21 protein-coding genes are annotated in these 22534 nt (G+C 70.2%); 7 read left to right on the top strand and 14 right to left on the bottom strand.

Annotated features, from left to right (window positions below; translation table 11 throughout):
- Positions 1–70: 70 nt before the first annotated feature.
- The 4 genes from PKD06_RS09045 to petA all read right to left on the bottom strand — a co-directional run bounded on the left by PKD06_RS09045 (position 71) and on the right by petA (position 3824).
- Complete coding sequence (locus PKD06_RS09045) at positions 71–952, bottom strand: S-methyl-5'-thioadenosine phosphorylase (protein ID WP_324379697.1); 882 nt, start codon at positions 950–952, stop codon at positions 71–73.
- Positions 953–1066: 114 nt separating this feature from the next.
- Positions 1067–1936, bottom strand: coding sequence for a cytochrome c1 (locus PKD06_RS09040; protein ID WP_324379695.1), 870 nt, complete (start codon positions 1934–1936; stop codon positions 1067–1069).
- A gap of 23 nt (positions 1937–1959) precedes the next feature.
- Complete coding sequence (locus PKD06_RS09035; RefSeq protein ID WP_324379694.1) at positions 1960–3240, bottom strand: cytochrome b/b6; 1281 nt, start codon at positions 3238–3240, stop codon at positions 1960–1962.
- 20 nt (positions 3241–3260) lie between these two features.
- The gene (gene petA, locus PKD06_RS09030; RefSeq protein ID WP_324379691.1) at positions 3261–3824 is read right to left on the bottom strand and encodes a ubiquinol-cytochrome c reductase iron-sulfur subunit; all 564 of its coding nucleotides are present in this window, start codon (positions 3822–3824) and stop codon (positions 3261–3263) included.
- A gap of 337 nt (positions 3825–4161) precedes the next feature.
- Between petA and PKD06_RS09025 the strand changes: the two genes are divergently transcribed.
- Positions 4162–4791 carry a PadR family transcriptional regulator gene (locus tag PKD06_RS09025; RefSeq protein WP_324379689.1) on the top strand — a complete coding sequence of 210 codons (630 nt, stop codon included), beginning with the start codon at positions 4162–4164 and terminating at the stop codon, positions 4789–4791.
- A 12-nt stretch (positions 4792–4803) separates the two neighbouring features.
- Here PKD06_RS09025 and PKD06_RS09020 read toward each other — a convergent pair whose 3' ends face one another.
- The 6 genes from PKD06_RS09020 to PKD06_RS08995 form a co-directional block, all read right to left on the bottom strand.
- A complete protein-coding gene (locus PKD06_RS09020; RefSeq protein WP_324379687.1) occupies positions 4804–6246 on the bottom strand; it encodes a DegQ family serine endoprotease in 1443 nt (480 codons plus the stop codon).
- A gap of 157 nt (positions 6247–6403) precedes the next feature.
- Entirely contained in the window at positions 6404–6598 is a 195-nt protein-coding gene (locus PKD06_RS09015; RefSeq protein WP_324379685.1) for a DUF2065 domain-containing protein, read from the bottom strand.
- A 6-nt stretch (positions 6599–6604) separates the two neighbouring features.
- Positions 6605–7525 carry a protease modulator HflC gene (locus PKD06_RS09010; protein ID WP_324379684.1) on the bottom strand — a complete coding sequence of 307 codons (921 nt, stop codon included), beginning with the start codon at positions 7523–7525 and terminating at the stop codon, positions 6605–6607.
- Positions 7522–8691: an FtsH protease activity modulator HflK gene (gene hflK, locus PKD06_RS09005; protein ID WP_324379682.1), complete on the bottom strand. Its 1170-nt coding sequence runs from the start codon at positions 8689–8691 to the stop codon at positions 7522–7524. Before hflK ends, PKD06_RS09010 begins: the two co-directional genes overlap by 4 nt.
- Before the next feature lie 150 nt (positions 8692–8841).
- Complete coding sequence (locus PKD06_RS09000) at positions 8842–9366, bottom strand: dihydrofolate reductase (RefSeq protein WP_324379680.1); 525 nt, start codon at positions 9364–9366, stop codon at positions 8842–8844.
- Positions 9363–10157, bottom strand: coding sequence for a thymidylate synthase (locus PKD06_RS08995; RefSeq protein WP_324379678.1), 795 nt, complete (start codon positions 10155–10157; stop codon positions 9363–9365). The genes PKD06_RS09000 and PKD06_RS08995 overlap by 4 nt, the downstream gene beginning before the upstream one ends.
- A gap of 168 nt (positions 10158–10325) precedes the next feature.
- On the opposite strand from PKD06_RS08995, the gene PKD06_RS08990 reads away from it, so the two are divergent.
- Positions 10326–10910, top strand: a complete 585-nt coding sequence (locus tag PKD06_RS08990; protein ID WP_324379676.1) for a ClpXP protease specificity-enhancing factor SspB — start codon at positions 10326–10328, stop codon at positions 10908–10910.
- Here the strand turns inward: PKD06_RS08990 and PKD06_RS08985 are convergent.
- Entirely contained in the window at positions 10879–12276 is a 1398-nt protein-coding gene (locus tag PKD06_RS08985) for a cytochrome P450 (RefSeq protein ID WP_324379674.1), read from the bottom strand. The two genes, PKD06_RS08990 and PKD06_RS08985, sit on opposite strands and share 32 nt — an antisense overlap.
- 74 nt (positions 12277–12350) lie before the next feature.
- On the opposite strand from PKD06_RS08985, the gene fumC reads away from it, so the two are divergent.
- The 3 genes from fumC to PKD06_RS08970 are packed head-to-tail and all read left to right on the top strand — an operon-like array spanning position 12351 to position 14212.
- Positions 12351–13760 (top strand): class II fumarate hydratase, encoded by a 1410-nt coding sequence (fumC, locus tag PKD06_RS08980; protein WP_324379704.1) that lies wholly within the window; start codon positions 12351–12353, stop codon positions 13758–13760.
- A 33-nt stretch (positions 13761–13793) separates the two neighbouring features.
- Entirely contained in the window at positions 13794–13985 is a 192-nt protein-coding gene (locus tag PKD06_RS08975; protein ID WP_324379672.1) for a DUF4169 family protein, read from the top strand.
- Positions 13982–14212, top strand: coding sequence for a ribbon-helix-helix domain-containing protein (locus PKD06_RS08970; protein WP_324379670.1), 231 nt, complete (start codon positions 13982–13984; stop codon positions 14210–14212). The genes PKD06_RS08975 and PKD06_RS08970 overlap by 4 nt, the downstream gene beginning before the upstream one ends.
- Here PKD06_RS08970 and PKD06_RS08965 read toward each other — a convergent pair whose 3' ends face one another.
- Together PKD06_RS08965 and PKD06_RS08960 are read right to left on the bottom strand one after the other, a co-directional pair.
- Positions 14213–17581 (bottom strand): AsmA family protein, encoded by a 3369-nt coding sequence (locus PKD06_RS08965; RefSeq protein WP_324379668.1) that lies wholly within the window; start codon positions 17579–17581, stop codon positions 14213–14215.
- Between the two features lie 7 nt (positions 17582–17588).
- On the bottom strand, positions 17589–19034 hold the full coding sequence (locus tag PKD06_RS08960) for an FAD-linked oxidase C-terminal domain-containing protein (RefSeq protein WP_324379666.1): 1446 nt from the start codon (positions 19032–19034) through the stop codon (positions 17589–17591).
- A 154-nt stretch (positions 19035–19188) separates the two neighbouring features.
- Between PKD06_RS08960 and PKD06_RS08955 the strand changes: the two genes are divergently transcribed.
- On the top strand, positions 19189–19701 hold the full coding sequence (locus tag PKD06_RS08955; RefSeq protein WP_324379664.1) for a thioesterase family protein: 513 nt from the start codon (positions 19189–19191) through the stop codon (positions 19699–19701).
- Here the strand turns inward: PKD06_RS08955 and PKD06_RS08950 are convergent.
- Positions 19698–19955, bottom strand: a complete 258-nt coding sequence (locus tag PKD06_RS08950; RefSeq protein ID WP_324379662.1) for a hypothetical protein — start codon at positions 19953–19955, stop codon at positions 19698–19700. The two genes, PKD06_RS08955 and PKD06_RS08950, sit on opposite strands and share 4 nt — an antisense overlap.
- Positions 19956–20243: 288 nt before the next feature.
- On the opposite strand from PKD06_RS08950, the gene PKD06_RS08945 reads away from it, so the two are divergent.
- A partial coding sequence (locus PKD06_RS08945; protein WP_324379702.1) for a UvrD-helicase domain-containing protein occupies positions 20244–22534 on the top strand: 2291 nt, incomplete at its 3' end.

The following is a 22534-nucleotide window of genomic DNA, read 5'->3' as shown; positions in this document are numbered from 1 at the left end:
GAGGCCCCGGTCAAACCGGAGCCTCCTGTGTTCTCACACAGCCTGCTCGCGCCGGCCTTTTTCATGGGCCTCAGGCCGGCCGGCGCCCGAGCACGCGTCCGGCAACCGCGTCGAGCTTCTTGACCAGCGCCGGATCGCGCGCGGCCGGGGCCGTCATGACAGCGTTGTCGAGCGCCCGGTCCGAGCCCACGGGACATGGCTCGTGCTCGGCGGGAAAATCGCGCGCAAGACGGGCGACGAGGCGCGCGGCATTGCCCGCATTGGCCCGCGCCACCTTGACGACGTCGGCGACCGTGACGGCGTCGTGGTCGGGATGCCAGCAATCGTAGTCGGTCACCATGGCGATGGTCGCGTAGGTGATCTCGGCTTCGCGGGCCAGCTTCGCCTCGGGCATGTTCGTCATGCCGATGACGTCGTAGCCGGCCGCCCGATAGGAGCGCGATTCGGCCAGCGAGGAGAATTGCGGCCCCTCCATGCAGACATAGGTGCCGCCGGAATGGAGCGCGATCCCCTCGGCCTCGGCCGCGAGCGCAATGCAGCGCTGGAGGCGGGGCCCCACGGGATGGGCCATCGAGACATGGGCGACGCAGCCACGCCCGAAAAACGAGCTTTCGCGCCGCATCGTCCGGTCCAGAAACTGGTCGACCAGCACGAAGGTGCCCGGCCGCAAAGCCTCCTTGAACGAGCCACAGGCCGAGAGGGAGACGAGGTCGGTCACACCCGCGCGTTTCAGCGCGTCGATATTGGCGCGGTAGTCGATATCCGAGGGCGACAATCGATGGCCACGCCCGTGCCGCGGCAGAAAGACGATCTCGGTCGCACCGATCCGGCCGAAGCGAAGCGCATCCGAAGGCTCTCCCCAGGGGGAGGCCACGAATTCCTCACGCACACCTTCGAGGCCCGGCAGGTCGTAGATGCCCGAGCCGCCGATGATGCCGAGAATCGCCTTCATGTCCGGCCTCGAAAAAACGGCGGCACCGGCCTCCCGGTCCCGCCGCGTTCTGAATTCCGCGAGCGGAACCTCCGCCCGGCTTGCGAGCCTCCGCCCGGAAGGCGGAGTTTCCGCTCAGGCGTGCGCCCCGGCCGCCTTGACCTTGGACCAAACGATCTTCTTGGCCCGATACATGCCGTAGGCGAAGACCGCGAGGAAGATCATCACCATGAAGCCGGTGCGCTTGCGCTCCTCCAGGTTCGGCTCCGCCGCCCACATCAGGAAGGCCGCGAGATCCGTCGCGTATTGGTCGACGGTCTCGGGAACCGGCGGCTTGCCGTCGGGACCCTTCGGGAATTCCACCTGCCCGTCCGAGAGGGGATTGGGCATCGCGATGATGTTGCCGGGGAAATACTTGTTGTAATGGCCGCCCTCCGGCACGCTGACGCCGGCCGGGGCGTCCTGGTAGCCGGTCATGAGCGCGTGGATATAGTCAGGCCCATGCTCCTGGTAGACGAAGCCCGGCAGGGTATCGATGATGAACCAGGGGAAGCCGCGCTCGAAGCCGCGTGCCTTCGCCATGAGCTGGAGAGAGGGAGGCGCCTTGCCGCCATTGGCGGAGGCGGCCGCATTCTCGTTGGGGAAGGTCCACGGAATCCGGTCGGCGGGGCGGGCCGGGCGCTCGAACATGTCGCCAGAATCGTTCGGCCCGTCCTGCACCTTGTATTCGGCCGCGAGCGCCGCGACCTGGGCGGCCGAGAATTGCGGCCCGCCCGGCTGCGACAGGGTGCGGAACGGAATGTTCAGGTGGTGGCAAGCCTGGCAAACATCCCGGTACACCTTGAAGCCGCGCTGCAACTGGGCACGGTCGTAGTGTCCGAAGATGCCCGCGAAGCTCCACCTCTGGCGCGGCGGGTTCGGGGTGTGCTCGTCGGCCAGGGCCGGCGGGACGACGGAGGCCGCGAAGAGGAGGGCCAGGGCGGCGATGCGGGGCAGGATGGTCATGGTCGGATCGGATCCCGCTTTCATCAACCCTTGATCGACGGTTCGGCGACCGCCACGGCGGGAATGACGCGCCCGCCCTCGCCCTTCGATTGGGTCACCGAGTCGTAGATCGATGCCGGCAGGGGCTTCGGCGTCTCGAAGAGGCCGAGCAGCGGCAGGACCACCAGAAGATGGATGAAGTACCAAGCCGTGCAAATGCGCGAGGCGATGACGTAGCCGCCCTCCGGGGGCTTCGCGCCGAGCCAGCCGAGCAGGATGCAGACGATGAAGAACACCCAGAAGAACTGCCGGTAGAGGGGCCGGTAAGTGGCCGAGCGCACGCGCGAGGTGTCGAGCCAGGGCAGGAAGGCCAGGACGACGATGGCACCGCCCATGGCGACGACGCCGCCGAGCTTGTCAGGGATGGCGCGCAGGATCGCGTAGAAGGGCAGGAAGTACCATTCCGGCACGATGTGGGAGGGCGTCACGGCCGGATTGGCCGGAATGTAGTTGTCGAAATGCCCGAGATAGTTCGGCAGGTAGAACACGAACCAGGAGAAGAACATCATGAACAGGACCGTGGCGAACACGTCCTTGATCGTCGCGTAGGGCGTGAAGGGAACCGTGTCCTTCTCGGTCTTCACGGGGACGCCGGTCGGGTTGTTCTGGCCGACGACGTGCAGCGCCCAGACGTGCAGCCCCACGACGCCCGCGATCATGAAGGGCAGGAGGTAATGCAGGGCGAAGAAGCGGTTCAGGGTCGGGTTGCCCACCGAATAGCCGCCCCAGAGCAGCGACACGATGGTGTCGCCGACGAGAGGCACCGCCGAGAACAGGTTGGTGATGACGGTGGCGCCCCAGAAGGACATCTGGCCCCAGGGCAGCACGTAGCCCATGAAGGCCGTCGCCATCATCAGGAGGAAGATCACGACGCCGAGGATCCAGAGGATCTCGCGCGGCGCCTTGTAGGAGCCGTAATACATCCCGCGGAAGATGTGGATGTAGACGGCGATGAAGAACATCGAGGCGCCGTTGGAATGCAGGTAGCGGATCAGCCAGCCATAATTGACGTCGCGCATGATCGCCTCGACCGAGTCGAAGGCGAGCCTCGAATCGGCGACGTAATGCATCGCCAGGAAGACGCCGGTCACGATCTGCGCGATCAGCATGAAGGTGAGGATCGCGCCGAAGGTCCAGAAGTAATTCAGGTTCCTCGGCGTCGGATAGGCGATGAAGGAGGCATGCGAGAGGCCGAGGAGCGGCAGCCGGCTCTCGAACCACTTCGCGAAGGCGCTCTTCGGAACGTAGGTGGATTCGTGGCTCATGACGTCTGGCTCGTCGCGTCTCAGGCGTGGGCGGGGGCGCCGCCCCTCGATTCCTCACCGATGCGGATCTTCGTATCGGAGACGAACGTGTAGGGAGGAACCGGGAGATTCAGCGGCGCGGGTCCCTGGCGGATCCGGCCGGACGTGTCGAAGACCGAGCCGTGGCAGGGGCAGAACCAGCCCTTGTAGGCCCCTTCATGGCCGAGCGGGACGCAGCCGAGATGCGTGCAGTTGCCGTAGACGATCAGGAACGGCGCGTGGCCGGGCTTCACGCGGGCCGCATCCGTCTGCGGATCGCGCAAGGTCGAGATATCGACATCCTCCGCCGACTTGATCTCCTCCGGCGTCCGGTGGCGCACGAAGATCAGCTTGCCGCGCCAGAACACCTTCACGATCTGGCCGAGCTGGATCGGCTCGAGATCGACATCCACCGGCGCGCCGGCCGCGATCACCTCGGCATCCGGCGCCAGCGAGGCCACGAAGGGCCATATGAGGGCGGCGGTGCCCACGGCGCCGAGGGCGCCCGTGGCGATGAGAAGGAAATCGCGCCGTGTGGCCGGGGCTTCAGTGGCGATCGTGGCCAAAACGAGGCTCCAGAGAGGGTCCGCGGGGAACGGCTCGCGCGGCGGGGGCCGGACAGCCTCGCCGCGGGGCGCTCCGCCTTCGGGCGCACCGGCCGCGGGGGACCGCCATATCGGTCTTTGGCATTATTCCAGACCGCTGTCCACGCCGTAAGCACCCAAAGAGCACCAGCTTTTTCATGTTTCCGGCGCGCCGCGCCGCGGAGGCGCGCATCGCGCCGGGGCGGGACCGGCGCGGCCGGCCGGCGCATCCGTCCGCATCGCTCTGGATATATCTTGACGAAACAATCTGACGATATATCTTTAGATGCAGCGAACGATATGACGAAAGGAAGATCGCATGTTCAGGGGATTTCATCGGCCGGGTCGGATCCGGGGCGGGCACGGCTCGCCGCACGAGGAGACGGAGCAGGGGTTCGGGGGCCGCGGATTCGGACGCGGGCGGTTCGGGGGGCGCGGGCTCGACGACGGGTTCGGCACCCGCCACGGGCGCGGGCGGATGTTCGGCGCGGGCGACCTGCGCCTCGTCCTCCTCGCCCTGATCGCGGAGAAGCCGAGCCACGGCTACGAGCTGATCCGTGCCATCGAGGCGAAGTTCGGCGGCGCCTATGCGCCGAGCCCCGGCGCCGTCTATCCCACCCTGACGATGCTGGAGGAGCAGGATTACATCCGCGGCGAGACGCGGGAGGGCTCGAAGAAGGTCTATGCGGTCACGCCCGAAGGCGAGGCTCATCTGCGCGCGAACGAGGCGGCCGTCCAGGGCGTGATGGCCCGGATGAGCCTGTCCGCCGAGGCCATGCCCGGCGAGGGCGCGCATGCGGTGCGCGAGGCGATCCGCACGCTCCGCCACGCCATCGGCATGCAGCGGCGCTGGACGCCCGGCGAGGCCGAGCGCGTGCGCGGCATCATCGAGCGGGCGGCGCGGGAGATCGTGCTCGGCGCGCCGGACGGGGAGCGGAAGGGGGAATAGCCCCCCTCCCGGCTACTCGATCGGGATCGCGACGAAGCGGACCTCGCCCTGGGCGCTCGATACGAGGAGGAGGGCCGATTTGCGGCCGTCCTTCTTCAGGGCCTCGACGCGCTTCGTCACCTCCGCCGGCGTCGAGACGGCCTCCTGGCCGACCTCGACGATGACCTCGCCGGGCTGGATCCGCTTGTCGGCGGCCGTGGAATTGGGATCGACGCGCGTGATGACGACGCCCTTGAGGTTGTCCTTCAGCCCGTAGCGGCGGCGCAGCTCCTCGGAGAGGCCCGACAATTCGAGCCCGAGCGCGCGCTTCGTCGCCGCCGGGGCCTCGGCGGCCGTCCCGTCCGAGGAGGCGGAGGCGTGCTGCTCGCCGTCCTCGAGCCGGGCCAGGGTGACGGTCTTGGTCATCTCCTCCTTCTTGCGGATGATGACGACCTCGACACTCTTGCCGACCGGCGTCGAGGCGACGATGAGCGGCAGCTGGCGCGATTCCTTCACCTCGCGCCCGTCGAACTTGACGATCACGTCGCCGATCTCGAACCCGGCCGGCTTGGCCGGCCCCTTCTCGTCGATGCCCGCGATCAGCGCCCCGCGCGGGCTGCCGAGGCCGAGCGCCTCGGCCGTCGCCTCGTCGACGCTCTGGATGCGCACGCCGAGCCAGCCGCGGCGCGTCTCCCCGAATTCGCGCAACTGCTCGATCACCGGCTTGGCATTGGCGGAGGGAACCGCGAAGCCGATGCCGACCGAGCCTCCGGTCGGGGAGAGGATCGCGGTATTGATGCCGATCACCTCGCCCTGCATGTTGAAGAGCGGGCCGCCGGAATTGCCCTTGTTGATGGCCGCGTCCGTCTGGATGTAGTTGTCGTAGGGGCCGGACTCGATGTTGCGCCCGCGCGCGGAAACGATGCCCGCGGAGACCGAGCCGCCGAGGCCGAACGGGTTGCCGATCGCCATCACCCAGTCGCCCGGCCGCATGGCCTCCGAATCCCCGAAGGAGACCGCCTTGAGCGGCTTCTCGGGCTTCACCCGCAGCACCGCGAGATCGACCTTGGTGTCCCGGCCGACGATCTCGGCCTTGAGCCGCGTGCCGTCCGAGAAGATGACCTGGATGTCGTTGGCCTCGCCGATGACGTGGTTGTTCGTGACCACGATGCCCGAGGGGTCGATCACGAAGCCGGAGCCCAGCGAGTTCGAGCGGCGCGGCCGGGGCGGGGCCTCGCGCCCGCCGCGCCGGCGGAAGAATTCCTCGAAGAGATCGTCGAACGGCGTGCCGGGGCCGGGCGCCACGCGCGGGCGCGTGGCGCCGCCGCCGCTGGTGGTCGAGGCCGAGATGTTCACCACGGCCGGCGTCACCTCCGCGGCGAGATCGGCGAGGGATTCGGGGCCGCGCGCGGCCGCCCCCGTCGCGAGCGCAAGACCGGCCGCGAGGCCGAGGGCCAGGGCGCCCCTGCGGCCCATTGCGACGGCTCCGAACAATCCTGTTCCCATCCCCGACCTCGCGCTGCACGGCCGGCCGCGCCGGCATTCCGGGACCCGATCGCGAATCCCCTGCTCCCACCCTGTGGAACGGGAGCGTTTCACATCCATTTCGCCGCCCCGGCCGACAGGGACCGACTCAGGAGAAGACGCGGCGCATCACCCAGATGAGGGCCACCCCGAGAAGGGCGCTGACCAGCCCGACGAGCCGCATGTGCTCGCGGGGCGATTGCGCAGCCTCCAGCATGGCGCGCCTCATCGCATCCGGGAAGGATGCGAACAGAAGACCCTCGATGGCAAGGGCGAGGCCCAGGGCTGCGACAAGGTCCCTCATCCCGGCTCAGGGCCGGGGAGAGGGCGAGGGCGCCTCGGGCTTGGCCTCCGGCCCTGCGGGCTTGGCCGCGCCGGGACCGTTGAAGTAGCGCAGGATCTCCGAGGAGGGCGACAGCACCAGGCGCGTGTCGCTGGCCCTCAGCGTGTTCTCGTAGGCCTGCATCCAGCGATAGAAGGCGAAGAAATCGGCGTCCCGCCCGTAGGATTCGGCCAGGATCCGGTTCTTCTCCGCCTCGCCCGCGCCGCGCAATTCGTCCGACTTGCGGTTCGCCTCGGCCAGGATGACGGTGACGTCGCGATCGGCGCGGGCGCGGATCGCCTGGGCCATCTGGGTGCCCTGGGCGCGCAGGTCGGTCGCCTCGCGCACGCGCTCGGTCTTCATGCGGTCGAACACCGCCTGGCTGTTCTGCTCGGGCAGGTCGACGCGGCGCAGGCGCACGTCCACGATCTCGACGCCGAGGCCGCGCGCGGCCTGGTTCACGCGGTCGCGGATCTGCTTCATCAGCGCCTCGCGCTCGGTCCGCACGACATCGGTGAAGGTCGCGTCGCCGAGCACGCCGCGCACGGTCGAGGAGACGATCGAGCCGAGGCGGTTATTGGCGCCGGCGATGGTGTTGACCGTCTGGTAGAAGCGCAGCGGATCGACGATGCGGTAGCGCGCATAGGCGTCGACCACGAGCCGCTTCTGGTCGGAGGCGATCACCTCCTGGGCCGGCAGGTCGAGATCGAGCACCCGGCGGTCCAGATAGACCACGTTCTCGATCAGCGGCATCTTGAAATAGAGGCCCGGCTGCGCGGCGACGGTGCGGACGGCGCCGAAGCGCAGGACGAGGGCCTGCTGGCGCTGGTCGACGATGAAGGTCGCCGAGACGAGGACCAGGAGGATCGCGGCGAAGGCGATCAGGAGGCCGGCGCGAAGCGGGTTCATCGGGCGCCTCCCGCGGGCGCGGCGGCCGGCGCGCGGCGGCCCAACTCCGTCAGGGGCAGGTAGGGCAGGACGCCGGGTCCCGTCCCGTTCTGGTCGAGGATGATCTTGTCGGCGCCCTTCAGGACCCGCTCCATGGTGTCGATGAACATGCGCTGGCGGATTACGTCCGGCGCCTTCTCGTATTCGGCCTGGACCTGGTCGAAGCGCGAGGCCGCGCCCTTGGCCTCGGCGACGGAGCGCTCCTTGTCGGCCTCCGCCGCCTGGACGATCTTCGTCGCCTCGCCGCGCGCCTCGGGCACGACCCGGCTCGCATAGGTCTCGGCCTCGTTGCGGGCGCGGTCCTGGTCCTGGCGCGCCGCCTGGACGTCGCGGAAGGCGTCGATCACCTGCTGGGGCGGATCGACCCGCTGGAGGTTGACGCGCAGCACCTCGATGCCGGCGCCGTAATGGTTGAGGATCTCCTGGGTCAGCTTCTGGACCTCGCTCTCGATGGAGGCGCGGTCGACGGTCAGGATCGACTGGATGTTGCGCCTGCCGACGACCTCGCGCATCGCGCTCTCCGCCACGACGCGCACGGTGCCCTCGGGATTTTGCAGGTTGAAGACGAAGTTGGTCACCTTGTCGGGATCGACCTGCCATTGCAGCGTGAAGTCGATATCGACGATGTTCTCGTCGCCGGTCAGCATCAGGCTCTCGGAATCGGAGGGCCGGGGCGGGCGGCGCGTATCGACGTTGCGCACGCCGATCTCGATCGTCCGGTTCTGCGTGACGAGCGGCTTCTCCACATGCCCGATCGGATAGGGCAGGTTGTAGCGCAGGCCGTTCGCCGAGGTCGAGACGAACCTGCCGAAGATCATGTTCACGCCGATCTCGTTCGGCCGGACCGTGTAGAAGCCGGTGAGGAGCCAGATCGCGACCGCCGCGAGCGCCAGCAGCGCGATGCCGCGCCCTCCCAGATTCCCGCCCGGGCCGCCGGGAAGGATGTCGCGCAGCTTGTCCTGGCCGCGGCGGAACATATCCTCGATATCGGGCGGGCGGTTGCCGCCGCCTCCGCCGGAACCGGACCCCCAGGGCCCGCCGCCCCCGGACCCGCCGCTGCCGCCTCCGCGCTGACCCCAGGGGCCTCCGCCCCCGCCTCCGCCGCCGCTCTGATTGCTCCAAGGCATCTTGTGTCGCTAGTTCCCTCAGCGGCCGCCAGGTCGCCTGCGGGAGCAGGCCTCGCGCGCTTGTTGTTCGTCCGTGGACCGGGTGTCAAGCTTGGCAGATGGGAGACCCGCGCCGCCGCGTCAACGTGCTGCGGCATTCCTTCCCGACGGTTAACCGGAAGCGATGCGCTCCAGATCAAGGAAGGTGAAGGGGTGTTCGTCGCCCGGCCCCGCCGGATGGCTCTCGCGGAACGCCTCGCGGAACAGGGCGGGGTCATAGGGGGGGAAATGCACGTCCCCCGAGGGCTCGGCATGGACGATCGTCAGCCTGAGACGCGCGACCAGCGGCAAGGCGAGGCGATAGATATCGGCCCCCCCGCCGACGACGATCTCCTCCGCCCCGCTGCGCGCCGCGCTCTCGCGGGCCATCGCGCAGGCGCCTTCCCAGTCATGCGCCACGCTCACCCCCTCGGGCGCGAAATCCGCCCGCCGCGTCAGCACGATCATGTCCCGGCCGGGCAGAGGCCGGCCGATCGAATCCCAGTTCCGGCGGCCGACGAGGAGAGGCTTTCCCATCGTGATGGCCCGGAAGCGCCGCAGATCGGTCCTCAGGCGCCATGGCAGGTCGTTGTCGCGGCCGATGACGCCGTTCTCGGCGATCGCGGCGACCGCGACGAGAGGGGGCCCCGCGCTCACACCGCCACCGGCGCCTTGATGGGCGGGGCGGGGTCGTAGCCCTCGAAGGCGACGTCCTCGAAGGCGAAATCGAAGATCGACCTCACCGCCGGATTCAGCACGAGGAGCGGCAGGGGCCGCGGCGGGCGCGAGAGCTGGAGCCGGGCCTGATCGAGATGGTTCGCGTAGAGATGCGCGTCGCCGAAGCTGTGGACGAAATCGCCGGGCGCCAATCCCGTCGCCTGCGCCATCATCGCCGTGAGAAGCGCGTAGGAGGCGATGTTGAAAGGCACGCCCAGGAAGACGTCGGCCGACCGCTGGTAGAGCTGGCAGGAGAGCCGGCCCCCCGCCACGTAGAACTGGAAGAGGCAATGGCAGGGCGCGAGCGCCATGCGGTCGAGATCGGCCGGGTTCCAGGCCGAAACGACGAGGCGGCGCGAATCGGGATTGCGCCGGATCTCCTCCTGCACCCAGGCGATCTGGTCGATCACCCGGCCGTCCCGCCCCTCCCAGGAGCGCCATTGCTTGCCGTAGACCGGGCCGAGATCGCCGCGCTCGTCCGCCCATTCGTCCCAGATCGAGACCCCGTGCTCCTTCAGATAGGCGATGTTGGTGTCGCCCCGCAGGAACCAGAGCAGTTCGCGGACCACCGATTTCACATGCACCCGCTTCGTCGTGACGAGGGGAAAGCCCCGCGCGAGATCGAAGCGCATCTGGTGGCCGAAGACGGACAGGGTCCCGGTTCCCGTCCGATCCGTCTTCGCAGCGCCCTCCGCGAGGATCCTGCGCAGGAGGTCATGATAGGCGTGCATCCCGCTCGTTCCCGTCAGATGGCGAGGCTTCTACCCGGATCGCGCTCCGGGCCGAAGCCGGTTGAGGCACTTGTCCCCGCTTCCCTCGCCCGTCTCCTCTCCTTATAACGAAGGAGGCGGGCCGATCGACGTCCGGCCCGCCTCCTTCGAATTCTTTGCCGGACCGCCATGTCGACGGATCTCATCCGCTACGATCTTCTCGTGCAGGAAGCCCTCAAGGGCGTGGTCCGGCGCGTCCTCACCAATGCGGCGCGCGAGGGCCTGCCCGGCGAGCATCACTTCTACATCTCCTTTCGGACCGACAGGCCCGGCGTGCGGCTCTCGCCCCGCCTGCGCGAGCGCTACCCGGCGGATATGACGATCGTCCTCCAGCACCAGTTCAGCGGCCTCGCGGTGAACGACCAGGCGTTCGAGGTCGGGCTGTCCTTTTCCGGCGTTCCCGAGCGGCTGCGCGTGCCGTTCGACGCGCTCACCGGCTTCTTCGATCCCTCCGTGCAGTTCGGGCTGAAATTCGAGCCGCAGGAGGAAGCCCAGCCCGCCGGGGAGGCCGTGCAGACCACCGCGCCGGACGTGCCGCCCACTCCCCTCCCAGCCCCCCTCCCCCAGGTCGGGCGCCGCAAGCCCGGGGAGGAGCCCCCGAAGGCAGAGGAGAAGCCGGAGTCGCCGGCCGCACCGGCTCCCGGGACGCCGCAGGAGGCGGCCCAGGAAACGGCCCAGGTCGTCATTCTCGACGCCTTCCGCAAGAAGAACTGACCCAGCCACGCAGCCGCAAGGTCATCGGCAAGCCGCCGGAGGGCCGCAGCGTGACCCGATGGACCGGCATGACGGCGTGGCCCGGCCGAAGCTCGAAGCGCGCTTCGGCCGCGACCCGCGCCAGCACCGTCACCGCCTCCTGGAGCGAGAAGGCCGCGCCGATGCAGACCCGCGGCCCCGCCCCGAAGGGCAGGTAGGCGAAGCGGTCGATCGTCTCGCGCCTCCCCGGCAGGAAGCGCGCGGGATCGAAGCCGTCGGGGTCCTCCCAGAGGCGCCTGTGCCGGTGCAGCACCCAGGGCGCGATCATCACCAGCGATCCCTTCGGGATGCGGAAACCGGCCACGCGGTCCTCCGCCACGGCGGCGCGGCTCATGAAGGGGACGGGCGGATAGAGCCGCATCGCCTCCTCCATCACGGCGCGGGCATAGGGAAGAGCCGAAAGCGGGGCCTCGGGGCCCGCGGCATCCACCTCGCTTTCGAGCCGCTCGCGCACATCCGGGGCCTGCGAGACGAGGTAGATCGCCCAGGACAGGGCATTGGCCGTCGTCTCGTGGCCCGCGCCGATGAAGGTCACGACATTGGCCTTGACCTCGAGATCGCTCAGCCCCTGGCCGGTCTGCGGATCGGTCGCCTCCAAGAGCAGGGTCAGGAGGTCGCGCGGCGCCTCGCCGCCCCGCGCGAGCAGGCTTTTGCGCGCCTCGATCAATTCGTCCACGATCTCGTCGAAGAAGCGCAGGGCTGGCCGCGCCCGCAGGCGGCGGAGGCGCGGGATCCAGTCGGGCAGGCCGAAGACGTCGAGCGGATCGATCGGGCCGATCGCCTCGAAATAGCGCGTGATGGCACGTGACAGCGCGTCCGGGTCGCGCGCGAGGCCGTGGGTGAAGATGGTGCGCTCGAGGACGTCGAGGGTCACCCGCGTCATCTCCAGCGCCATGTTCACCTCGCGGCCCTCGCCCCGACGTCGCAGACGCCGCGCGAGCCTTTCGGCCGCCTCCCGCATCGGCGCCTGGAAGGTCGCGACCGTCTTCGGGGTGAAGAGGGGCGCGAGGGCGCGCCGCTGGCGGCGCCAGGCGTCGCCCTCCGCCGTCAGCAGGCCCTCGCCGAGGCCGGGCGCCAGGACGCGGCGCTGGAGATCGTCCTTGCGGTAGTTCTCCGCGTGGTCGACGAGGACGTGGCGGATCGCAGCCGGATCGCTCAGCACCGCGACATGGCCGAGGACGCCCTCGCTGACGATGATCGGCTCCTCGAAATGAGCCCGCGTCCAGGTCGAGAGCGGATTGGCCCGCGCGCCTTTCAGGAAGGTGAAGATGTCAGGAGGCCGCGCCAGCGGCTCCGGGGCCGGGGGGCGGAAGCGCGTGCCGCGCACGGCGGCGTCAATGGGTGGTTCCGCGAGCATGCGGGACAATGTATGGGCCAGCGGGGAGTTCGAAAGAGGCCATGATGTCACCTGCAACGATCAGCGGCGCGACCCGCACGGAAAGCGACACCTTCGGACCGATCGAGGTCCCGGCCGACCGGTTCTGGGGAGCGCAAACGCAGCGATCGCTGCAAAACTTCAAGATCGGCGGCGAGCGCATGCCGGTCCCGCTCGTCCACGCGCTCGGCCTCGCCAAGCAGGCCGCGGCCCTCGTGAACAAGGATCTGGGCCAGCTCGACGGCAAGGTCGCCGACGCGGTCGCCGCCGCCGCCGCCGACGTCGTCGCCGGCAAGCACGACGACGAGTTTCCGCTCGTCGTCTGGCAGACGGGCTCGGGCACCCAGTCGAACATGAACGCCAACGAGGTGATCGCCTCGATCGCCAACGAGGCGCTCGGCGGCAAGCGCGGCGGCAAGTCGCCCGTCCACCCGAACGACCACGTCAATCGCGGCCAGTCCTCGAACGACACCTTCCCCACCGCGATCCACATCGCGACCGCGCGCGAGATCAACGACCGCCTGCTTCCCGCGCTGCACCACCTGCACAAGGCGCTCGACGCGAAGGCGAGGGAATTCGCCGACATCGTCAAGATCGGCCGCACCCACACCCAGGACGCGACCCCGGTGACGCTCGGCCAGGAATTTTCGGGCTACGCCGCCCAGGTCCAGCTCGGCATCGCCCGGATCGAGGCGACGCTGCCGGGCCTCTACGCCCTCGCCCAGGGCGGCACGGCGGTCGGCACGGGCCTCAACGCCCATCCGCGCTTCGCGCAGGCTTTCGCGGACAAGATCGCGTCTCTGACCAAGCTTCCCTTCGTCACCGCGCCGAACAAGTTCGAGGCGCTCGCCTCCAACGACGCGATGGTGTTCACGCAGGGCTCGCTGGTCGCCATGGCGAGCGGCCTCTTCAAGATCGCCAACGACATCCGCTTCCTCGGCTCGGGCCCGCGCTCGGGCCTCGGCGAATTGTCGCTGCCGGAGAACGAGCCCGGCTCCTCGATCATGCCGGGCAAGGTCAACCCGACCCAGTGCGAGGCCATGACCATGGTCTGCTGCCAGGTCACCGGCAGCGGCACGACCGTCGCGATGGCCGGCAGCCAGGGCCATTTCGAGTTGAACGTGTTCAAGCCCGTGATCGCCTATGCGGTGCTGCAATCGATCCGCCTCCTGGCGGATGCCTCGGTGAGCTTCACCGACAATTGCGTCACCGGCATCAAGGCGAACCGCGACAAGATCGCCGAATTGCTGGGCCGCTCGCTGATGCTGGTCACGGCCCTCGCCCCGTCCATCGGCTACGACAAGGCCGCCGCCATCGCCAAGGCCGCGCACAAGAACGGCACGACGCTGAAGGAGGAGGCGTTGAAATCGGGCCATGTGACGGCCGAGGAGTTCGACCGCGTCGTCCGCGCCGAGGACATGCTGGCGCCGGGCTGAGCGGACGCCCGGTCCAGTCTGCAAGGCGCTCTGATGGCCGAGATCATCAACCTGCGCCGGGCCCGCAAGGCGAAGGCGCGCGCGGCGGCGCAGGCCGAAGCGGATGCGAACCGGCGCCAGTTCGGCCGCGGCAAGGCCGAGCGCGAGCGGATGGAGGCCGAGGCGGCGATCGCCGCCCGGCGGCTCGACGGGCATCGGCTCGGCGAGCCGGGCGAGGAGACGTGACCGGCCCCGGCATCGCCAAGCGCTCGGTCACGATCGCGGGGCATCGCACCAGCGTCTCGCTGGAGGAGCCCTTCTGGAACGCGCTCGGCGAGATCGCGCGCGAGCGCGGCGTCTCGCTCGGCGGGCTCGTCGCGCAGGTCGATGCGGGGCGGGGCGGGCAGAACCTGTCCTCGGCCCTGCGGCTCCACGTCCTCGCCGATCTGCGGCAGAAAGCGGCGCGCGACTGATCAGCCGCCGGGATTCGCGGGCGGCTGGGGCGCCGGGGCCGGAGGCTGCTGGCCCGCTCCCTCCCGCGCGCGTCGGCGTGCCTCGTCCGCCTTGCGCTGCCGCTCCATCTCGCGGCGTCCCTCCAGGCGGCGGCGCTCGGCCGCATCCTGGTCGAAGGTATCGACGCGGTCGAGCTCGCGCGCGAGCACGTTGGTCGCAAGGCCGCTCACGAGCGGCGCCGGATCGAGGATCCGGGCGATCCGTCCGGGGGCGCCCGCCCAGCCGAGGCCGAGCGTCGGCGGAGCGCCCGACCAGCCGCGCGGCAGCTCCTTCGATTGCAGGGCGCCCCGCGCATCGAGCGAGAGATTGCGCAGGTCGAAGCTCGCCGTGCCCTGCCAGCCTCCCCCTTCGCCCTCGATGCGCAGGGGAGAGAGCCGCAAGACCCCGCCGACGAGAGTTCCGGGAGCGGCGACGGGGGCCTTCGCGGCGAGCGTCCCGCGGCCCAGTTCCCCGGCGAGGAGCGGCTGCCAGTTCTGCGCGGCGATCGGCGCGTCGGTGGCGAGGATATGGGCCGCGAGCCGCGAGGGGGCGGCCGGGTCCGCCGCCTCGACGGCGAGGCCCTCGATCGCCACTTCTCCCGCGCCCCCGAGATTGGCGAGGAGGCCGGCCATGCTCTCGCCGGAGGCGCCGAAGCGGAGCTTCGCAGTCAGCTTGCCGCCGGAGAACGGCGCCGCAAGGAGGCCCGGAAGGGAGAGGCCCTCGACCACGGCGTCCCCGCTCAGGGCCGCGAGGCTTTCCTGGCGGTCGAGGCCCAGGTCGCCGCGCAGGCGCGCCTCGCCGAGCCGGATATCGAGCTTCGACAGGCGCAGGCCACTCCCCCCCACGCTTAGCGTGAAGGCGGCATCGCTCCCGCGGATGCCGCGGCCGAGATCGAGCGCCGTCGCCTTCACGTCCACCGCGCCGCCGAAGGGCAGGACCGGCCGGGGACCGAATCGTGCCGAGGGCCAGAGCGTGCCGGAAGCCGCGGGCTGGACGGGCCCGAGCGCGAGCACGGAAGCGAGCCAGGGAAGCGACAGGGAGTCCAGGGTCACCGTGCCGCGGAGATCATCCGGCGAAGCCCCGGACAGCTCGGCCGCGACCTTGGTTCCGGCGACGGTGCCGGTGGCGACGAGGCCCGGCGCGTCCTTGCGAGCATAGGCGATCTTCAGGGACAGGGGCACGGGACCCGCGGCGAGAAGGCCGAGCCGGGAGAGAACGGGGCCGGCATCGCTTCCCTCCAGCGCGATCTCCCCGCTCGCGAGGCGCTCGTCCTTCTCCCCGAGGCGAAGCGGCTCGACGGTGCGGACGGCGAGGCCGCCGATCTCCCCCGCCGCGCTCGCCGAGAGGCGCCCGTCCCGCCCGCGCTCGGCGCTCAGCATGAAGGGAGGCTCCCCCGGGGGAGCCTGCGCCCCGGCCCGGCCGATCAGCGCATCGGCATCGGTCCTGATGGTGAAGGAGGCCAGGGCCCCGTCGGCGTTCCGCGTGACCGCGTCGAAGGGCGCGCCGCCGAGCTGGCCCTTCAGGGTGGTGCGGATGCCGGCCGGCGCCTTCTCGACCTCGACGCGCAGATCGACGGGGTCGTCGCGGACCACGGACGGCACGAGGCGCGACAGCGGCCCGCCGATCCACGCCTGGCCGAAAAGATCGAGCAGGGGCGCCGCGCGCGACGCCTTGAGGCGCCCCGCGATCAGGCCGGTCCCGTCGGCCGCGATGCGCCCGGAGAGATCCGCCTCCGCCCCGGCGAGGTCGCGGACCTCCAGGGTGTCGATCGCGATGGCCGCGCCCTCGGTCGCGATCCGGCCCGCGATATGCCCGCCCTTCTTCCCGCCATAGGTGACGCCGCGGGCGTCGATCGAAAGCCCGAGATCACGATCGCGGGCGAGGGCGAAAAGCGGCGCCGCCTGCGGCAGGGCGGAGATGTCGAGCCCCTCCACGGCGAGCTGGGCGTCGAGGCGCGCCCGCGCCCCACTTTCCGCGGCCGTGTGCCGAACCGCACCGGACACGCGCAAATCCCCCTGGGACACGCGCAGGCCGCGCAGCGACACGACCGGATCGATCAGCGCGATATCGGCCGACGCCTCCAGCGGGCGCGGCTCGACGAAGCCGGCGAGACCCTGGAGGCCGAAGCCCTCGAGGGCGCGGGCGAGACGCTGCCCGTCTTGCGCCTTCAGAACCATCCGGCCCGCGGCGCCCGGCGCCTCGCCGAGCCGGAAGGAGCCGCTCAGCTCAAGACGCGAGCGGCCCGGCCCCGAAATCCCGAAGGCGCCGACCTCGCCCCCCTCCCCTTCCGCCGAGAGCGAAAGCGAGAGCCCCGACAGGTCCTCGTCGGCCCCGACCGCGAGGCTGTCGAGCGTGAGCGACAGATCGACCGGCAGCGGCACGCCGGACCGCCTGGCGGGAGAGGCGAGGAACGCGGCGAGAACCGGCCGCAGGGGCCGCAAATCCACGCGCCGGCCCGAGAGGTTCAGCGCAAGGGCGGGCCGGCGGAACTGGTAATGTCCTTCCCCGGCGAGGCGGATGGCCGCCGCGCCCTCGCCCGCCTCGATCGCGAGATCAGCGAGATCCGCCCGGTCTCCGACGGCCGTCACATTCGCCTGCGCCAGGAGGGGCAGGTCGGGAAGCGCCGCCGCGAGCTTCGCCGTGCCTGCGAATTGCGGCTCCAGGACCTCGCCCGGCAGGGGCGCGAGGGTGATCTGGCCGTCGATGTCGAGCCGCGCGCCCTCGCCGCCGATGCCGATCTTGAGCTGCGCCTTGCCCCCCGCCACCTCGCCGAGGGCGGCCTCGATCGACCGGCCCGCGCTCCGCCCCTCGAAGCGGAAGGGCCCGAGGAGGGAGCCCGCCTGGATGCGGACGGTCTCCGCATCGTGCTGGTCGGTACGGCCGGTCACGGGGTCCGCCGTCGTCAGCAGGAACTGCTCGATCCGCACGTCCTCGAGCATCCAGCCCTTGCGCCGGGCCGCCTCGGACAGGAGCCGCGCGGGCATCCGCCAGCCGCCCCCCGTCCCGACCGGCAGCTTGATCTCGGCCCGGCCGATCCGCGTGTCCAGGAACCGGACCTCGCCCGCGAGAAGCGGCGTCAGCGCGATCTCGGCCCGCACATACATCGCGTCGAGGGCCGCCCCCTCGCGCCCCGCCCCGCCCACGCGCAGGCGCTGCACGCGCAGCCGCGGCGTGGGCAGAAGGCGCAGGTCGATCGGCCCGTCCGTGCGCACCTCCTGGCCGAGGGCGCGCGAGACGGCGGCTTCCACCCAATGCCGCCGCGCCGACCAGTCCACGAGAGGCGGCACGGCGAGCGCGGCCGCGAGGACCAGGATCACCAGCCCCGCGAGAAAGGTCAGGACGTCGCGCAAGGGCGGCTCAGACGGCGACGATCTTGCCCGGATTCATGATGTCGTCCGGGTCGATGGAGCGCTTGAGGAGGCGCATCATGGCGAGGGCCGGCTCGCCGTGCTCCGCCTTCAGGTATTTCATCTTGCCCGAGCCGACGCCGTGCTCGCCGGTGCAGGTTCCCTCCATGCGCATCGCCCGCTCGACCAGCCGGTGCATGAAGGCTTCCGTCTTCTCGATCTCGGCGGGATCGTCCATCATCACGAGGGGCATGACGTGGAAATTGCCGTCGCCCACATGGCCGGCGATCGGCGCGACCAGCCCGGAGCGCTCGATATCCTCCTTCGTCTCGGCGAGGCATTCGGCGAGGCGCGAGATCGGCACGCAGACGTCGCTCGCGACGCCCTTCGCGCCGGGCCGCAGGCCGAGCGAGGCCCAGTAGACGTCGTGCCGCGCCTGCCAGAGCTTCGAGCGCTCCTCCGGGTCGGTCGAGAAGCGGAAGCCCGTGCCGCCGCATTCCGCCGCGAACTCCCCGAAGCGCTCGGCCTGCTCCTTCACGCCCGCCTCGGTGCCGTGGAACTCGAACAGAAGCAGCGGCGTCTCGGGCAGCGAGAGCTTGGAATAGGCGTTGATGCCCCGGATCTGCACCTCGTCGAGCAGCTCGATCCGCGCCACGGGCAGCCCGCACTGGATGGTGAGGATCACCGCGTCGCAGGCGGCCTTGACGCTCGGGAAGGAGCAGATGCCCCCCGAAATCGCCTCCGGGATGCCGCTGAGCCGCAAGGTGATCTCGGTGATCACCCCGAGCGTGCCCTCGGAGCCGACGAAGAGGCGGGTGAGGTCGTAGCCGGCCGAGCTTTTCTTCGCGCGCGAGCCGGCCTTGATCACCTCGCCCTGCGGGGAGACGACCTTCAGCGCCAGCACGTTGTCCTTCATCGTGCCGTAGCGGACCGCGTTGGTGCCGGAGGCGCGCGTCGCGGCCATGCCCCCGATCGTCGCGTCGGCGCCCGGATCGATGGGGAAGAAGAGGCCGGTATCGCGCAGATATTCGTTCAGCTCCTTGCGCGTGATGCCGGGCTGCACGACGACGTCGAGATCCTCGGCATGGACCGCGACGACGGCTTTCATCTGGCTCATATCGATCGAGACGCCGCCGAAGGGGGCGTTGAGATGGCCCTCGAGCGAGGTGCCGACGCCGAAGGCGATCACGGGCATCCTCTCGGTCGCGCACAGCCTGACGATCTCCACCACCTCCTCGGTGCCTTGCGGATAGACGACGACGTCCGGCGGCTGGACGGGAAGCCAGGTCGTCGTATGCGCATGCTGCTCGCGCACGGCGAGGCTCGTCACGGCGCGGTTGCCGAAGCGCTTCTGCAACTCGGCCACGACGCGCGAGACGGCCGCCGCGTCGGGCCGGGCCCTCGCCCCGGCGGGGGCGGCACGGGTTTCGGGAGGAGTGATGACCGATGCGGACATGAGGCGTCGCCGTTCCAGGGGGCTCCGGCCCTGACTAGCAGACCGCGCGGAGCGGCGCGACAGCGCCGAAAAGCCCGCGGCGGGGCGATTGCGCGCGGCGGGGTGTTGATCTTCGCGGCCCGCGCGCTTTCATGCCGCCGGGAGGACGGTGCGCGTGGCCGACGACGAGACTTTGCCGCTCTTCACCTTCTCGCCCTTCGTCTCCTCGGCGATGCGGGTCGAGCCGGCCTGGATCGACTATAACGGCCATCTCAACATGGCCTATTATCTCGTCCTCTTCGACCGTGGGATCGAGGAAGCCCTGGCGCTGGCCGGGCTCGGGCCCGACTACGCCCAGACGCGCGGCATGTCCTATTTCGCGGCCGAGCTGCACACCGTCTATCGCCGCGAGCTTCCCGTCGAGGAGGCGGTGCGGGTGACGGTCCAGATCGTCGACCACGACGAGAAGCGCATCCACGCCTATCTCGAAATCCGGCAACTGGCCGAGGGCTGGGTCGCGGCGACCTGCGAGAAGCTGTTCCTGCATGTCGACATGCAGGACCGGAAGGTCGTTCCCTTCCCCGCCGACATCCTGGCGAATCTCGCGGCCATGAAGCGCGCCCATGCCCGGCTGCCGCGTCCGGCGGCGCTCGGCCGCTCGGTGGGGCTGAAGCGTAAGCCTTCCTAGCGCCGCATCGGCGCGACCCCGGCATTGGGGACGAGCGGGGGCGGCGCGGGCCGCGTCATCTCGTTGCGCAAGGCGTTCGTCTCGAACTGGTTCTGCTGCTGGACGGCCCGGCTCTGCTGCTGCTGCGTGATCGAGCGGCTCAGCGCATTGACCTGATTCTCCGCCCGGCTCGCGGCCGGATCGTATTGGGCGAAGGCGGCGGCGGGGACGACCAGCAGGGCACACAGAAGAAAAGGAGTCGCGAAAAGGCGCATAATGATCGGGAACCTTGAGGAAGTGATTGCATCCGGCTTGGGATAACCCGCAGGGAAGCTCCGAGTTTCGGTCGGCGATACCCCGACGAATGGCCATATCTCCCTGAACCGCGGCTGATTGCCTCGTGGACGGAGGCGCCGGGAGGCGGATCAACCCTCGACGGGGCGACGGATTTGATTCAGGAAGGCGCCATGACACGCGCGAGACCCCTGCCCGCGCCGGACGTCGCGGCCCCGGAGGAAGACGGACGCCGCCTGACCGTCAGCGAGCGGGCACGCTTGTCAGCCATGCAATCCGCGCATGGCGCTCCGCCCGATTACCTGTCCGGCCTCAATCCGGAGCAGCGGCAGGCGGTCGAGACCACCGAAGGACCCGTCCTGGTCCTCGCCGGGGCCGGGACCGGCAAGACCCGCGTGCTCACGACGCGAATCGCCCATCTCATCGCGACCGGCCGCGCCTGGCCCTCCGGCATCCTGGCGGTCACCTTCACCAACAAGGCGGCGCGCGAGATGAAGGAGCGCGTCGCCCGTCTCGCCGGGGCGGCGGGCGAGGGCATGCCCTGGCTCGGCACCTTCCATTCGATCGGCACCAAGATCCTGCGCCGCCATGCCGAGCTGGTCGGGCTGCGCTCGGATTTCACCATCCTCGGCACCGACGACCAGATCCGGCTGCTCAAGCAGGTCATCGCGGCCGAGAAGATCGACGAGAAGCGCTGGCCGGCGCGCCAGCTCGCCTCCTTCATCGACGGCTGGAAGAACCGGGGCCTCGCCCCGAAGGACGTACCCGCCGGAGAGGCGGCCGTCTTCGCGAACGGGCGCGGCACGGGGCTCTACGGCGCCTACCAGGAGCGGCTGAAGACGCTGAACGCGGCGGATTTCGGCGACCTCCTGCTCGAATGCCTGCGGCTCTGGCGCGAGAACCCGGACGTGCTGGAGCAGTACCAGCAGCGCTTCCGCTACATGCTGGTGGACGAGTACCAGGACACCAACGTCGCGCAATATCTGTGGCTGCGCCTCCTCGCCCAGGCGCGCAAGAACCTCTGCTGCGTCGGCGACGACGACCAGTCGATCTATGGCTGGCGGGGCGCGGAGGTCGACAACATCCTGCGCTTCGAGCACGATTTTCCGGGCGCGACGGTCATCCGCCTCGAGCGCAACTACCGCTCGACCGGCCATATCCTCTCGGCCGCCTCCGGCCTCATCGCGAAGAACAAGGACCGGCTCGGCAAGACCTTGCGCACCGACGACGTGCCGGGCGAGCGCGTCAGCGTCTCGGGCGCCTGGGATTCGGAGGAGGAGGCGCGCCAGATCGGCGAGGAGATCGAAGCGATCCACGCCGCCAGGGACAAGCTGTCGGAGGTCGCGGTGCTGGTGCGCATCTCCGCCCAGATGCGCGAGATCGAGGACCGCTTCGTCACGCTCGGCCTGCCCTATCGCGTGATCGGCGGCCCGCGCTTCTACGAGCGGGCGGAGGTCCGCGACGCCCTCGCCTATCTGCGCGCCACCGCCCAGCCCGCCGACGACCTCGCCTTCGAGCGCATCGTCAACGTGCCGAAGCGCGGCCTCGGCGAGGCGGCCCTGAGCCTTCTTCACGCCCATGCCCGCCGCGCCCGCGTGCCACTGATGCAGGCCGCGCGCTATCTCGTCGAATCGGACGAGATGAAGCCCGCCCCCCGCCGGGCGCTCCGGGACCTCATGGCCCATTTCGAGCGCTGGCGCCTCGCCCTGGAGACGACGCCCCATCACGACCTGGCCCGGACGATCCTGGAGGAATCCGGCTATACGGACATGTGGGCCAAGGAGAAATCGGCCGACGCGCAGGGGCGGCTGGAGAACCTCAAGGAGCTGGTCCGCTCCATGGAGGAATTCCCGGACCTGCCGGCCTTCCTGGAGCATGTCTCGCTCGTCATGGAGGCGAACGAGGATGGCGACCAGGACCGCGTCTCGCTGATGACGCTCCACGCCGCCAAGGGCCTCGAATTCGAGACGGTCTTTCTGCCCGGCTGGGAGGAGGGCCTGTTCCCCTCCCAGCGCGCCCTCGACGAGAACGGCCGGGCGGGCCTCGAGGAGGAGCGGCGCCTCGCCCATGTCGGGCTGACGCGGGCGAAGCGCCGGGCGCATATCTATTTCGCCTCGAACCGGCGCATCCACGGGCTCTGGAGCGCGACGATCCCCTCGCGCTTCATCGACGAATTGCCCGAGCACAATGTCGAGCTGCGCGAGGCGCCGGCCGCCTATTCCGGCCGCACCGCCTCCCGCTTCGAGGGCATGACGCCCTTCGGCTCCTCCTACCAGACGCCGGGCTGGCAGCGCGCGCGGGCCCGCGCCGAGGAGGCGGCGCGCGAATCCGACACGGGACGCGGCTTCGGCTTCCGCGAGGAGGCCACGCCCTTCCGCCCGGGCGGCCGGCGCAGCCCCGGCGGGCGGGCGCCCCAGCTCATCGAGGGCGAGGTGCTGGCGAAATCGACGGGGGCGCCCTCCCCCTACGAGGCCGGCGCCCGCGTCCTGCACCTCAAGTTCGGCCCCGGCACGGTCGCCGCCGTCGACGGCAACAAGCTGACGGTCGATTTCGACAAGGC

The sequence above is a fragment of the Enterovirga sp. genome, from assembly GCF_035325185.1.
Classification (GTDB): Bacteria; Pseudomonadota; Alphaproteobacteria; order Rhizobiales; family Beijerinckiaceae; genus Enterovirga.
The sequence above is the reverse complement of the archived record's forward strand: the minus strand, read 5'-3'. Positions and strand labels throughout refer to the sequence as shown.